Annotated in this window: 13 protein-coding genes; 4 read left to right on the top strand and 9 right to left on the bottom strand. The window is 65.5% G+C overall.

The window, feature by feature from the left end; all coding sequences use genetic code 11:
- Position 1 precedes the first annotated feature (1 nt).
- The 4 genes from ACLQI9_RS18405 to ACLQI9_RS18390 form a co-directional block, all read right to left on the bottom strand.
- Positions 2–1,243, bottom strand: a complete 1,242-nt coding sequence (locus ACLQI9_RS18405) for an acyl-CoA dehydrogenase family protein (RefSeq protein WP_442378566.1) — start codon at positions 1,241–1,243, stop codon at positions 2–4.
- A gap of 36 nt (positions 1,244–1,279) precedes the next feature.
- On the bottom strand, positions 1,280–2,113 hold the full coding sequence (locus ACLQI9_RS18400; protein ID WP_442378567.1) for an SDR family oxidoreductase: 834 nt from the start codon (positions 2,111–2,113) through the stop codon (positions 1,280–1,282).
- A gap of 117 nt (positions 2,114–2,230) precedes the next feature.
- A complete protein-coding gene (locus ACLQI9_RS18395; protein ID WP_442378605.1) occupies positions 2,231–2,878 on the bottom strand; it encodes a TetR/AcrR family transcriptional regulator in 648 nt (215 codons plus the stop codon).
- A gap of 92 nt (positions 2,879–2,970) precedes the next feature.
- Entirely contained in the window at positions 2,971–6,168 is a 3,198-nt protein-coding gene (locus ACLQI9_RS18390) for a carboxyl transferase domain-containing protein (RefSeq protein WP_442378568.1), read from the bottom strand.
- A gap of 146 nt (positions 6,169–6,314) precedes the next feature.
- Here ACLQI9_RS18390 and ACLQI9_RS18385 point away from each other — a divergent pair, with 146 nt between their 5' ends.
- Both ACLQI9_RS18385 and ACLQI9_RS18380 read left to right on the top strand, forming a co-directional pair.
- Positions 6,315–6,617 carry a CDGP domain-containing protein gene (locus ACLQI9_RS18385; protein ID WP_442378569.1) on the top strand — a complete coding sequence of 101 codons (303 nt, stop codon included), beginning with the start codon at positions 6,315–6,317 and terminating at the stop codon, positions 6,615–6,617.
- Positions 6,618–6,662: 45 nt separating this feature from the next.
- A complete protein-coding gene (locus ACLQI9_RS18380) occupies positions 6,663–6,938 on the top strand; it encodes a CDGP domain-containing protein (RefSeq protein WP_442378570.1) in 276 nt (91 codons plus the stop codon).
- A gap of 35 nt (positions 6,939–6,973) precedes the next feature.
- Here the strand turns inward: ACLQI9_RS18380 and ACLQI9_RS18375 are convergent, their stop codons facing one another.
- Together ACLQI9_RS18375 and ACLQI9_RS18370 are read right to left on the bottom strand one after the other, a co-directional pair.
- A complete protein-coding gene (locus tag ACLQI9_RS18375; RefSeq protein WP_442378571.1) occupies positions 6,974–8,302 on the bottom strand; it encodes a sterol desaturase family protein in 1,329 nt (442 codons plus the stop codon).
- Between the two features lie 90 nt (positions 8,303–8,392).
- Positions 8,393–8,857 (bottom strand): hypothetical protein, encoded by a 465-nt coding sequence (locus ACLQI9_RS18370; RefSeq protein ID WP_442378572.1) that lies wholly within the window; start codon positions 8,855–8,857, stop codon positions 8,393–8,395.
- A 138-nt stretch (positions 8,858–8,995) separates the two neighbouring features.
- On the opposite strand from ACLQI9_RS18370, the gene ACLQI9_RS18365 reads away from it, so the two are divergent.
- Positions 8,996–9,817 (top strand): helix-turn-helix domain-containing protein, encoded by an 822-nt coding sequence (locus tag ACLQI9_RS18365; protein ID WP_442378573.1) that lies wholly within the window; start codon positions 8,996–8,998, stop codon positions 9,815–9,817.
- Between the two features lie 19 nt (positions 9,818–9,836).
- Here the strand turns inward: ACLQI9_RS18365 and ACLQI9_RS18360 are convergent, their stop codons facing one another.
- The 3 genes from ACLQI9_RS18360 to dapB are packed head-to-tail and all read right to left on the bottom strand — an operon-like array spanning position 9,837 to position 11,487.
- Entirely contained in the window at positions 9,837–10,292 is a 456-nt protein-coding gene (locus tag ACLQI9_RS18360; protein WP_442378574.1) for a flavodoxin family protein, read from the bottom strand.
- The gene (locus ACLQI9_RS18355) at positions 10,289–10,753 is read right to left on the bottom strand and encodes a hypothetical protein (protein ID WP_442378575.1); all 465 of its coding nucleotides are present in this window, start codon (positions 10,751–10,753) and stop codon (positions 10,289–10,291) included. Before ACLQI9_RS18355 ends, ACLQI9_RS18360 begins: the two co-directional genes overlap by 4 nt.
- A complete protein-coding gene (gene dapB / locus ACLQI9_RS18350) occupies positions 10,750–11,487 on the bottom strand; it encodes a 4-hydroxy-tetrahydrodipicolinate reductase (RefSeq protein ID WP_442378576.1) in 738 nt (245 codons plus the stop codon). The genes ACLQI9_RS18355 and dapB overlap by 4 nt, the downstream gene beginning before the upstream one ends.
- 113 nt (positions 11,488–11,600) lie before the next feature.
- Here dapB and ACLQI9_RS18345 point away from each other — a divergent pair, with 113 nt between their 5' ends.
- Entirely contained in the window at positions 11,601–12,971 is a 1,371-nt protein-coding gene (locus ACLQI9_RS18345; RefSeq protein WP_442378577.1) for an HNH endonuclease signature motif containing protein, read from the top strand.
- Positions 12,972–12,984 lie beyond the last annotated feature (13 nt).

Genomic DNA, 12,984 nt, shown 5'->3' with positions numbered 1-12,984 from the left:
GTCAGCTCACTTTGGCGATCTGGACCGCGGCGGGTTGGTCTCGGTACTTGCGCAGTTCCTGACGGGCGATGGCACGCTTGTGCACCTCGTCCGGGCCGTCGGCGAGGCGCAGCGTGCGCAGGTGCGCCCACGCCAGGGCAAGCGGGAAGTCGTCGGTCACCCCGCCGCCGCCGTGCACCTGAATCGCTCGGTCGACGATCGTCAGCGCGACCTTCGGAGCCGCCACCTTGATCGCCGCGATCTCCGTTTGCGCTGCCTTGTTGCCGACCGTGTCCATCAGGTATGCGGCCTTGAGCGTGAGCAGCCGGATCATCTCGATGTCGATGCGTGCCTCGGCGATCCAGTCCTGGATGTTGGCGTTCTCGCTGATCGGTTTGCCGAAGGTGACGCGGGACTGCGCCCGCTTGCACATCAATTCCAGTGCCCGCTCGGCCATGCCGATTGCACGCATGCAGTGGTGGATGCGGCCGGGCCCGAGGCGTGCCTGGCTGATCGCGAAGCCCTCGCCTTCGCCCTTGAGCACGTCTTTGAGTGGCACCCGCACGTCCTTGAAGTCAATTTCGGCGTGGCCCTCGCGGTCCTGATACCCGAATACCGGTAACCCGCGCATCACCGTGACACCGGGGGCGTCGATAGGAACGACCATCATCGACTGCTGCCGGTGCGGGGCGGCCGTCGGGTCCGTCTTGCCCATCACGATCATGACCTTGCAGTTCTTGTGTAAAGCGTTGGAGGCGAACCATTTTCGTCCGTTGAGGACGTACTCGTCGCCATCGCGCGTCATCGACAGCTGGACATTGGTGGCGTCCGAGCTGGCGACCTGCGGTTCGGTCATCGCGAACGCGGAGGCCATGGTGCCGTCCAGCAGCGGCTTGAGGTATTTCTCCTTGTGCTCGTCGGTGCCGAACAGCGTCAGCACCTCCATGTTGCCGGTGTCCGGCGCGTTGCAGTTGCACGCCTCGGAGGCGAGGTGGCTGCGGCCCATGATCTCGGCGAGCGGTGCGTACTCGAGATTGGTGAGCCCGGGCCCCCACTCGGGGTGCGGGTGGAACAGGTTCCAGAGTCCCCGTCGACGCGCCTCCGCCTTGAGCTCCTCCAAGATCGGCGGCTGGAAGTGCGGATCGCCGGATTCACGCATCTGCCGGTCGTAAACGGGCTCGGCGGGATAGATGTGCGACTCCATGAACTCCAGCAGATCCGCCTGGTATTTCTTGGTGCGATCAGACATTTCGAACACGGACATACGAACTCCTCACGGTATTCGGCGAAATCGGCCGGTCTAGGAAGAACCCGCCGAATCTGAGTCGAGCAGGCTGCGTTGGTAACGGCGCATGCCGCTCAACCAACGGTCATAATCGGCCGCCTTCTGGCGGTACATGTCCAGCACGCTCGGATGCGGAAGGATCAGGAATCGCTCCTCATCGATTGCCTCAAGGACGATGTCGGCGACCGCGGCCGGCTCCAGCACATCACCCGCCGCGGTGACTGCCCGGGTGGCGAGGGTGCCCAGCACGCCGCCGGTCTCCTCGCCGGAATACAGCAGCTTGGTGTTCACCCCCATCGGGCACAGACAGCTCACCCGTACTCCCTGGTCGCCGTAGGTGATGTTCAGCCACTCCGCGAAGCCGACCGCCGCGTGTTTGGTGACCGCGTAGGTGGCGGAGCCGAGCTGGGTGAGCAATCCGGCCGCCGAGGCGGTGCTCACGAAGTAACCCTCGCCGCGCTCAACCCAAGTGGGCACCAGCAGTTGTGCGGCGCGGGTGTGAGCGCGCAGGTTGACGTCGATGGATTGGTCCCATTCGCGCTCGCTGATGTCGAGTCCCGCGACGCCGGTGATGCCCGCGTTCGCGAAATAGAGGTCCACCGGGCCGAATTCGCTGTCCGCGAGATCGATCAGCCGTTGGATCTGGGCGGTGTCGGATACGTTGCCGCCGGCGCTGACGGCCGTGCCGGGCCGGTCGGCGTTGACACTTTCCGCCACTGCCCGCGCGGCGCCCGCATCCAGGTCGGCGACGACTACCCGGGCACCCTGCTGAGCCAGTTTCGCGGCCAGCGCGCCGCCGATGCCGCCCCCGCCGCCGGTGACGACAGCGACTTTTTCGGCAACCTTCACAACAGCGTCCTCATCGTCGGGGGCAAGGAATACGGCCGAAACGAACTTCCGTCCGATCGATCGGACTGTAGTTGAATTTGGAGCCAAATTCAACTTCGTCTCGATGATGCTGGGGACTCAACGGTGGCCGGGAAACCGGAGCGCGTTGGCCCAGAGCCGGGTCAGGGTGGACACCATCACCTCGAACTCGGGCGGCTCGCCGTAGCCGTCCTCGCTCTCGCCCAGTGTGAACACGCTGTACGCGAGCCGGCTGACCATGCCCGACAACGCGCTCGAGGCGAGCAACGGATCGATGTCGGAGTCGGCGATCCCACGCGCCTGCAGGTCGGCGATCCCGCGGGCGTTGCGCTGGATGAACGCTTCTGCACGGCGCCGGCGGAACTTGCGGAACTCGGGATCCACCTGCGCGACCTGCTCGAGCAGTCCCATCAGCTTGGCATTGCGTCGATATGCCTCGAGATATGCCCGATTACTGGCCTCGAGCACCGCGTACGGATCATCATCGTCAGCCACCCGGCCCATGCCCGGGTGCATCATGTCCCGCTGCGCCTCGTCGAGCACCGCGGCAAAGATCTCCGCCTTGTTGGCGAAGTAGGTGTAGAAGGACCCGGTCGCGCACTTGGCCACCTTGGTGATGTCCGTGAGCTTGCAGTCGACGTAGCCGTCCCGCTCGAACACTTTCCGCGCGGCGGCGATCAACGCGGCCCGGGTGCGGGCTCCGCGCACCGTCGCAGGTCGTTGCCGCGATGGCGCCGCGGGCTCCATCGACAGCACATTCTCGTGCGCATCGAACGCAGTCGCATCCATTCGTCCAGACTACTTGAATCTGGCCTCAGATTCGAAAATGAGGATCGCGTTCAGTCGCGCAACAGCAGCCGAGTGATCCACGCCCGCGAGTCCGCCGGGTCGATCACGTCGTCGAGCTCGAAGGTGGTGGCCGATGTCAGCGCCTTGCCGTGCTGGTAGGCCGCTTCAACCAACTTGTCGAACAGGTTCTGGCGTTCGATCGGGTCGATGACCGCGGCCAGCTCCTTGCTGAATCCCAGCCGCACAGCACCCTCGAGGCCCATCCCGCCGATCTCCCCCATCGGCCAGGCGACCGTGAACTCCGGGGCGTGGAAGGAGCCGCCGGCCATGCCCATTGCTCCCAGCCCGTAACCCTTGCGCAGGATGATCATCCCGAACGGCACCGTCAGTCGAGCGCCGACAACGAACAGCCGGCTCATCCGGCGGACCGCGCCATCGACTTCGGCGTCTGGGCCGACCATGAAGCCGGGCGTGTCACACAACGAAATGATCGGCAGCCCGAATGATTGGCAAAGCATGAGAAAGTCGGCGATTTTATCGGCGGCCTCGGCGTCGATGGCCCCGCCGAGATGATGACTGCTGTTGGCCAGCAAGCCGAATGCCGCACCTTCGACGCGGACCAGCGCGGTGACCACTCCGACTCCATAGTCGGCCCGCAATTCCAGGACCGATCCGACGTCGGCGATCGACTCGATCGCGTGGTGCACGTCGTAGGCTCGTAACCGGTTCTCCGGCACGACATGTCGAGCGTGTCGCGGGTCCGGGGCCTCCCAGTCGTCGAGCTTACCCAGGAAATACGACAGGTACTGCTTGGCGAGCGACACCGCGTGCGCTTCGTCACGCGCAACCAGGCCGACCACTCCATTGCGCCGCTGGATATCGATAGGCCCGATGTCCTCCGGCCGGTACGCGCCGAGTCCGCCGCCCTCGATCATGGCCGGACCGCCCATACCGATGTTGGCGTCGGGGGTCGCGATGATCACGTCGCACGTCCCGGCCAGGGCGGCATTACCGGCGAAGCACCGCCCGGAGACGATAGACACCAACGGGACTCGGCCGCTCAGCGCGCCGAGCGCGCGGAAGGTCGGCACATCGAGACCGGCCACATTGGCGACGTCGGTGTCGCCGGGCCGGCCACCGCCGCCTTCGGCGAACAGCACCACCGGCAGCTTTCTGCGGGCGGCCAGGTCGAAGACCCGATCGGTTTTGGCGTGGTTGCGCATGCCCTGGGTGCCCGCGAGCACGGTGTAGTCGTAGGACAGCACGACCGCCTCGGCTCCGCCGATCGTCGCGACCCCGGCGACCAAGCCGTCGGCGGGAGTGTTGGCGATCAGGTCTTGCTCGGAGCGCCTGCTGCGCTGCGCCGCCAGCGTCAGCGCACCGTACTCGACGAAGCTTCCCGGATCCACCAGATCGGCGATGTTCTCCCTGGCGGTGCGTCGATCCTGCTTGTGCCGCTTAGCAATTGCCGCGACTCGCCCCTCGTCGAGAGTGAGCTGGTGACGACGACGGACCTCGTCGAGGTCCTCACGAGCGCGGTCCAGATCGACGTCGGCAAGGCCCTCGACCTGCGCGCCCGCGCCGGTGCGGGTGAAGACCACCAACGGGTCTCCGGTTCCGACGACCTGCCCAGGCGCCACCAGAGTCCGGACCGTGCATACCGCGTCCGGCGCGATCAGCACGTGCTGCATCTTCATCGCCTCGAGCACGACCAGCTGCGCGCCCGCCGCGAACTCGGCGCCTTCCGGCGCCACCTCGACCACGGTGCCGGCCAGTTGTGCGCGCAGCACCTCCTCACCCGGATACAGTTCGAGCGGCGCCACTCGGGTCTCGTGCCGAGACTGTGCGACACCGACCAGGGCGGTGAGGTTCTCGTCGACGAAGCTCGTTGTCAACCAGCCTGATTGCAGTCGGCTGTCGGACAGCATCGCGCGCAGTAGATCGATGTTGGTGCGGATGCCCTCGATACGGAAGTCCGCCAACGCTACGCCTGCCTTGCGTAGTGCCGCTGGGAAGGACGAGCCGCGTACGTGAGCGATCACCTTGGCCAGCAACGAGTCATACCGCGGGCTCGGTGTCAGTCCGGGGCAGCCGTAGGTGTCGACGCGCACGCCGGGTCCGGTCGGCGGCGAGAACACCGTCAGGGTGCCCGCCGTGGGTATCACCGACCCATCGGGTGCAAGAGTCTCCATGTTGACCCTGGTCTGGATCGCAATGCCCTGTGCTGCAGCCGGATCGCCGATGACGTCGTTGCCGTCCGCGCTGATTCCGCTAGAGAGTCCCAACTCGTCAAAAGCGGCACCGCCGGCGATCGCGAGCTGTAGCGACACCAGGTCCAGCCCGGTGGTTTCCTCGGTGATGGTGTGTTCGACCTGGATTCGTGGGTTGACTTCGAGGAACACGAATTGCTCACCGGCAACCAGGAATTCAACGGTAGCCAGGCCGCGGTAGTCGCTCTGCGAGCATAGCCTGGCCGCGGCCGCGTGCAGCTCGCGGCGCAGGGTATCGGAAACACCTTGTGCCGGTGCGATCTCGATGACTTTCTGATAGCGCCGCTGAATGCTGCAGTCCCGGTCGCCGAGCGCCAGCGCTCGCGTTGCCTGACCGGCGGGCGCGGCGACGATCTGCACCTCGATGTGCCGCGCGTTGGCCAGATGCGCCTCGGCGAACACCGCCGGGTCGCCGAAACCGAGTTGGGCTTCGGCGGCGCACTGCCGGTAGGCGTCGTCAATTTGGTCCGCGCTGTGGACTATTCGCATCCCGCGGCCGCCGCCCCCGGCGAGCGCTTTGATCACGATCGCGCCGGCTTGGGCCGCAGCGAACGCACAAATATCCTCGACGGTGCTGGGTCCCTCGGTGGCCCGCAGTACCGGCACGTCGGCCGCTGCCGCGGCGCGACGGGCCGACGACTTGTTACCGAACCTTTCCAGCGCGGCGGCGTCCGGCCCGACGAACGTATACCCCGCCGTCGCGCAAGCACGCGCGAATTCCGGCTGTTCGCTGAGAAACCCGTAGCCGGGATGGATCAGCTCGGCGCCGGACTTCTTGGCTGCCGCGAGGATCGCGGCGTGGTCCAGATAGGCGGCCGGACCGGCGCCGGGCAGACCGATCGCCTCGTCGGCTGCGTGCACATGTGGGGTGTCGGCGTCGTCCTCGGCATAGACGGCGACCGTACCGAGTCCCAATTCGGTTGCGGTTCTGATGATTCGGAGCGCGATCTCACCACGATTGGCGATCAGCAGGCGCATCACATCCGGTCCTTCGTCGGGTTGACCATATCGCATCCGGATCACATCATCCGCTACTGCTGCTCAGCAAACTTCCGTCAAACACAGCAAACGCTGCGCACCTGACCAGTAGTGTCATGGCCAGCGGCGATGTAAAGGAGAGAGCCATGAAGCAATACCTCGTCGCGGGTCTGGCCGCCGCACTGATCACCGGAGGGCTGGTTGGCTCAGCGCCCCCGGCCAGCGCCGGCTGCCTGTACGGAGGATGGATGGCCGCCAGCAGGTGCGACGGACCCGTCCAGCCTGACGGCACCTGGCAACGTTGCGTGGTATTCAACTCGACGTATGGCGCCCCGCCCGGCACCACAAACAATTACGGCGTGCTCGACCACCGCTCCGATGTGATGGGCCCTGACCTGCATCCTTGGGGTGCCGCCTTCAATGACCCTCCGACGCACATCGACGACTGAGCCGGCAACCCTTCGTGGAAGGAGAGAACCATAAAGCGATACATCGTGACAGCACTGGCTGGCATGGTGACGGGAGGCGGGCTGATCACCGCGGCACCCCCGGCAAGCGCAGGATGCATAAACCCGGACTGGGCGGGGCACCCACTTGCACAGATGTGCGACGACCCCGTCACCTCTGACGGCATGTGGCAACGCTGCGTGACGTATTACCCGAACGGGGTTCGCAATCTCGGCGAGACCGACTGCTACCTGATGAGCGACGGCAATCCACCTGCCGGTGACCCCGTCTTGGGCACGCCCCCAACGCACATCGACCCGTAGAAGACCTACTCATTCCACGAGCTGAGCCGGCATCCTCATTCCACGAGCTGAGCCGGCATCGCTGCACTAACCAACTCTGGGCGCGCCGCCCCGGAGCCGGACGCGCACCGGGTCCGTAATGGCCACGCAAGCTGACGCAGGTAACCAGCCGGCTCGGTGTCGTCAATACCGTACTGCGCCGGCCAGCGGTCCGCGGGAAGGTACAGGGTCCCGAACAAGGCGTCCAGGACTGGGAACTCGCCAGCGAAGTTGGTGTTGTAGGCCTGCGGCTCGCGGGCGTGATGCCAGTGGTGGAACTGCGGGGTGGCGATCACCCAGCGCAGTGGGCCCAACCTGATCCGCACGTTGGCGTGGATGAAAATGGCCTGCACCGTGAGCAGGACGATGAACGCACCCAGGCTGACTCGGCCGAAGCCCAGCGCGTACAACGGCAGGACCGCAACGGATCGACCAAAGATCTCGTCAATGGGATGCAGGTGATTGGCGGCGAGCCAGTCCATCTCGCGCACACTGTGATGCACCCGGTGGAATCGCCACAGCAGCGGCACCTCGTGAGCGGCACGGTGTCCGGCGTACCCGCCGACCATGGCGATCGCCAATCCCGCTGAGATCTGCACCCAGCCCGGACTCGCGCCGACAGCCGTGCGCAGCGGCCCTGGGACGAATACCCGCAACGCGCCACCGACCACGACCACCGAGACGACCAAGCCAAGCTTCAACGCGGCACCGTTGACCAGATAGTGCACCAGATCGGTGCGCCACCCTGGGCGCAGCACCCGACGCGGATGCAGCGCGCACAGCCGCTCGAGCGGAATGAAGATGACCGCCAAAACGACCAGCCCGAATACGATGCCGCTGCGCACGCTCAGCGCGGCCAGCACCACCAACGTCGTGAGCACCGCCAGCACCGCACCGCTGATCCCGATCTGTGCGGTCGAACCAGTCGATGCCACATACACGGTCTGCGGCGAAGGCTCCGCACTGACCGAACCGGTCTTAAGCGAACCGGTCTTGGCCAACCGACCCCAACCGGCCAGCACCGAGCACCCCACAACGATCCCGAATCCACCAACAGCTGGGTTCTGGGTGGCCACCGCGATCGCAACCATAACGATCCCCGACTGCACGGCCAGCCCGGCCACGTTGAGTGATCTGCGCCCGGCGAGTAGCCGGTAACCCTGCCATCCGACCGGCAGCATCGTCACCAACAGCAACAGCGTCGCCAGCCCCATGCCGCGATCAGGAAGCGAGTGCGCCAGACGCGCGGTGACGACCACGGCGCCCAGGAGTCCAGCCATCTCGACTGCGTGCAACACCAGCAGCGCTGCCATCACACGGCGTCCGGAGTGCATGACATTCAGCATGCTCACTCCATCAGCGTCGCCGCAAGCGTTTCTCCCGCGTTTCGACCGGTGAGACCGCCAGCGCGGGCTGCCTGCACCACCTCCAGGCGGTCAGGACGCGCCCGCCACGCCGGCGTCGCTGCGGGCTTCGATGGCCTTGACGCTGTGGGCGAAGGCCTTTCCCAACGAGCGCTTGCCGATGGTTCCCAGCACGCCAGACAGCACCCGTCCCTTGAGGTTCTTTCCCTCGCGGACGATGACGACGTCTACATCAGTTGTTCCGTTGGGCTGCCTACGCAATGTGTAGGTGTAGCCCGACGCGCCGCCAAACATATTGGACTCGGTGGTCGTGACCTTCACGTGGTTGCGATCCGACCAGTCGTAATGCAGACGTTCCCAGATGCCGCCCGAGCCCTCGGTGACGTCCGCGTCATGAGGTCCCCAGTGATGAACCTTGAGGTACGAATCAGCGCTGTTTGGAAAGACCTTCGCGCGGCCCGGTCCGAAATCGGTGAGCCCGGCGATGAACTGCTCGGGAGTGGAGGTGGTCGCCTCATGGAAGTGGATCGTGGACATTGCGTCCTCCTTGCTTGGGTGAGTTGATCCTTTACGACCACCATGAGCGCACCGCACGCATTGCGAATTCCGCGAGACGGGTTGGCAAGGGGTCCCAATTAATCGTGGTATTGACAGGGACAGCCTTAGCATCGGGTGGTGGCGGTGAGGACCAACCCGCTGGGTGATTACCTGCGTGCGCGACGCGAGCAGGTTCGTCCCGCAGACGTCGGGTTAGATGCTGGCGCGCGGCGGCGTGTTCCGGGTTTACGCCGCGAGGAGCTGGCAACCCTGGCCGGCATCAGCTCCGCGTACTATTTGCGACTCGAGCAGGGCCGGGACACGCACCCGTCCGCACAAGTTGTGGACGCCCTCGCGCGCGCTCTGCAACTCGACCGCCAGGCGACGGAGTACTTGTACCAGCTGGCGACTGCGACCGACGGCCGCCGGCCTCAGCCAGCCGCAGAAACAGCTGCGAATGGGCTGGATCAACTGATCGATCAGTTTTCAATGCCGGCGATTGTGGCCAGCAGATGCCAGGACGTGCTGGCCGCAAATCCCTGCGCCCGCGCGCTGTCACCCGGCTTCACACCCGGACAAAACTTTCTGCGCTGGCGCCTTCTCGAACCCGCCGCCCGCGAGCTCTATGTCAATTGGGACGAGGCGACCGAAATCGCGGTGAGCGGGTTACGCGAGGTCGCCGGTAGCGACATGGACGATCCGCGGTTGCGTGAGTTGATCGACGAGCTGGCAGCTGCAAGCCAGCGCTTTCGCGAGCTGTGGGCACGCGCGGATGTCGGTTACCGCAAGGGCATCATCCACATGCGTCACCCGCTAGTTGGCGATCTTCATCTCCACCGGAACCGGCTCGTCGTACCGCACTCGGGTGGGCAGCACCTGCTGATTTATTACGCCGAGCCTGGCAGCGAGTCAGCCAAGGCGTTAGAGGCGCTTCGATCACGTCCCGACCGAGGCGAGTGATACGGCGAGGGTGTCAACGTCACTGCATCAAATGCGCGGCAACCGTCGCACCGAGGTTCCAACACGCCTCGACATCGGCCTTGTCGGGCTTGCCCGCAACGACAACCGTCTCTGCGGCCTGCACCCAGCCCAGCCCGGTGGTGATGGCGGCTAGGCCGCGCTCGGCTCCCTCGGTTCCCTCGTTGCCGTGCAGCCAGACACCGAACGGTCGGCCCTGGGTGGTGTCCAGAATCTGGTAGTAGGCGCAGTCGAACGCGTGCTTCAGAGCGCCCGAAATGTAGCCCAGGTTCGCCGGGCTGCCCAGCAGGTAACCGTCGGCTTCCAGCATCTCGACCGGCGAGACCGTCAGCGCCGGTCGGCGCACGACCTCTACGCCCTCGATCTCGGGATCGGTCGCGCCAGCCAGCACTGCCTCGAACAGCTCCTGGCAATGCGGCGACGGGGTGTGGTGAATTACCAACAGCGTCTTGCTCATTCGCGCCCTTGCAGTTCGACGGCTTTCCTCATGGCTTCCCGCGCGCGACCGCGATCTCCCGCGTAGTCGTAGGCGCGCGCCAGCCGATACCAGCGCCGCCAGTCGTCCGGATCATTGTCCAGTTCAGCACGGACCGTGTCGAACAGGGCGTCGGCCGCGTCGCGCTCGATGCGACCGGACGGCCGCCGGGGCAGCGCGCTGACGTCGAGCTCCATCCCGTCTTCGACGACGAGTCGGGCCAGCTTCTGGTGGGTGAAGCCGGCGCGCAACGTGGCGATCATCGCCCATAGGCCGATGGCGGGCAGTATCAACAGCGCCACACCCAAGACGACGGCGACGGCCCGCCCGGAGCTGATCATCAGCACGGCAGTCCGGCCGAGCAACACCAGGTACACCAGCAGCGCCGCGCACATGAACGCGATCGTCAGCTGGATGCGCGGACTGCGCGACGTCCCGGTCATTGCAGGTTGAGCAGAGATTCAATCCCAACCGTCAGGCCCGGCTGTTCGGCGACCCGACGGACCGCCAACAGCACCCCGGGCACGAACGACGTGCGGTCCATGCTGTCGTGCCGGATGGTCAGGGTCTCTCCCGCGGTGCCGAACAAGACTTCCTGGTGGGCCACCAGCCCGGCCAATCGCACCGAGTGCACCGGGACGCCGTCGACGTCGGCGCCGCGGGCGCCGGGCAAGCTCGCCGTGGTGGCATCCGGGTTGGGCGGCAACTCTTTTCGTGCCTCGGCGATCAGCGCGGCCGTTCGGGCGGCCGTTCCCGAGGGTGCGTCGGCTTTGTGCGGGTGATGCAGTTCGATGACTTCGACCGATTCGTAGAAGGGTGCCGCCTGGCGGGCGAAGTGCATGGATAACACCGCGCCAATGGCGAAATTGGGCGCAATGAGCGCCGATACGTCGGGTTTAGCGGCCAGCCATGCCCGCACCTGTTGCAGTCGTTCGTCGGTGAAGCCGGTGGTTCCGACAACAGCGTGAATCCCGTTGTCGATCAAGAACTTCAGGTTGTCCATCACGACATCGGGGTGGGTGAAGTCGATGACGACCTCGGTTTTGTTGTCGGTCAGCAGGCTCAGCGGATCACCGGCGTCGACCTCTGCGGACAGGGTCAGATCCTCGGCGGCCTGCACCGCCTGGACCATGGTCGCGCCGACTTTGCCCTTCGATCCCAGCACCGCTACCCGCATGGTTTCACCCTAGACGGGGCTGCCGTGGTGTCAGTTATCCACAGTTCGGCGGTTATCCACAGTTGGGGATTCGGCGGCGGCCAACGTCCATGGACGTAGGTAATGTTTCGAACATGGGTTCGACTTGCATCGCCGCGCCGCCTGAGCTGGCTGCTGCCTTCGATGCGCTCGACGCGGCCGCGGCGGCGATCGGCGAGTTAGACTTCGACATCTACGCGCCTGAGGTTCGGTTGCAAGCACTGCAGCGGCTTGAAACCGCGCGACGTCGGCAGGCGGTGCTCAGCCACGATCTCATCGCCGGCTTGACGAAGGAGGATCCGGCCGACGTCGGCGGCCCGGTCCACAAGGTGATCGCGGACTGGTTGCGAATCAGCTGCGCAGAAGCACGCCGTCGGATGCGCGATGCCGAACAGCTCACCCCGCGGATGACGATTACCGGCGAAACGCTGTCGCCGGAGTTGCCAGCGACTGCCCAGGCATGGCGGGCCGGGATGCTCGATCAGCAGCACCTGCGGGTGATCCAGACGTTCGTGCGTGACCTGCCGGCGGACACCCCTGTCGACACAGTTGAGTGCACGGAGCGCTTCCTGGCCGAGCAGTCAGCCCAGCTGCGGCCAGACCAGCTGGAGAAGGTGGCGAACCGGTGTGCCGTGCTGATCAATCCCGATGGGAAGTTCTCGGACGTCGACCGCGCGCGTCATCGCGGCTTTACCTGGTCGGCAGAGCGGCCCGACGGAATGAGCCTCGGCAAGCTCGTCGCTTCTCCGGAGCTGCGGGCCAACCTCGACGCCTGGCTGGCCCGGTTCGCCGCCCCGGGCATGTGCAATCCCGAAGATGAAAGCCCATGCGTCGTAAGCGAACCCGACCAGGATGTCGTCAGTAAGGATGTGCGCAGTCATGCTCAGCGTCAACACGATGCACTCAACGCGTTGGTGCGCGGCCAGCTGGGCGACCCGAAACTCGGAATGCACAACGGATTACCGGTAACTGTCATCGTGTCGACCACGCTGCAGGAACTCGCCGCAGGCGCCGGACAGGCGGTGACGGGTTGCGGGACACTGCTGCCCATGCGCGACCTGATCCGCATGGCCGGCCACGCCTACCATTACCTGGCGGTGTTCGACGAACACCAAAGCCGCCCCTTGTATTTAGGACGCACCCGACGCATCGCGTCCGCGGATCAGCGTGTGGTGCTCTACGCCAAGGACCGCGGGTGTACGGCCCCCGGCTGCGACGTGCCGGGATACTGGACCGAAGTCCACCATGTCGAGGATTGGGCCCGCGGCGGCCTGACCGATATCGATAACCTGACTCTCGCCTGCAAACCCGATCACACGTTAGCTGATAAAGGCTGGCGGACAATGAAGCTCGCCAACGGTCAAACCCAGTGGATTCCACCTCCGCACCTCGACCACGGCCAGGCCCGGACCAACGACTATCACCATCCCGAACGCTTCTTCGGCGACGAGCTGGCGGGCGCCTGACCGCTGTCGGCGA

It is taken from the genome of Mycobacterium sp. (assembly GCF_052143115.1).
Lineage (GTDB): Bacteria > Actinomycetota > Actinomycetes > Mycobacteriales > Mycobacteriaceae > Mycobacterium.
Note: the sequence above shows the minus strand (reverse complement) of the source record. Positions and strands in the feature narration are given on the sequence as shown.

Excerpts from the sequence above, each read along its gene's own strand:
- ACLQI9_RS18405 (WP_442378566.1), bottom strand. The coding sequence starts at position 1,243 with ATGTCCGTGTTCGAAATGTCTGATCGCACCAAGAAATACCAGGCGGAT.
- ACLQI9_RS18395 (WP_442378605.1), bottom strand. The coding sequence starts at position 2,878 with ATGGAGCCCGCGGCGCCATCGCGGCAACGACCTGCGACGGTGCGCGGA.
- ACLQI9_RS18390 (WP_442378568.1), bottom strand. The coding sequence starts at position 6,168 with ATGCGCCTGCTGATCGCCAATCGTGGTGAGATCGCGCTCCGAATCATC.
- ACLQI9_RS18385 (WP_442378569.1), top strand. The coding sequence starts at position 6,315 with ATGAAGCAATACCTCGTCGCGGGTCTGGCCGCCGCACTGATCACCGGA.
- ACLQI9_RS18375 (WP_442378571.1), bottom strand. The coding sequence starts at position 8,302 with ATGCTGAATGTCATGCACTCCGGACGCCGTGTGATGGCAGCGCTGCTG.
- ACLQI9_RS18370 (WP_442378572.1), bottom strand. The coding sequence starts at position 8,857 with ATGTCCACGATCCACTTCCATGAGGCGACCACCTCCACTCCCGAGCAG.
- ACLQI9_RS18360 (WP_442378574.1), bottom strand. The coding sequence starts at position 10,292 with ATGAGCAAGACGCTGTTGGTAATTCACCACACCCCGTCGCCGCATTGC.
- ACLQI9_RS18355 (WP_442378575.1), bottom strand. The coding sequence starts at position 10,753 with ATGACCGGGACGTCGCGCAGTCCGCGCATCCAGCTGACGATCGCGTTC.
- dapB (WP_442378576.1), bottom strand. The coding sequence starts at position 11,487 with ATGCGGGTAGCGGTGCTGGGATCGAAGGGCAAAGTCGGCGCGACCATG.
- ACLQI9_RS18345 (WP_442378577.1), top strand. The coding sequence starts at position 11,601 with ATGGGTTCGACTTGCATCGCCGCGCCGCCTGAGCTGGCTGCTGCCTTC.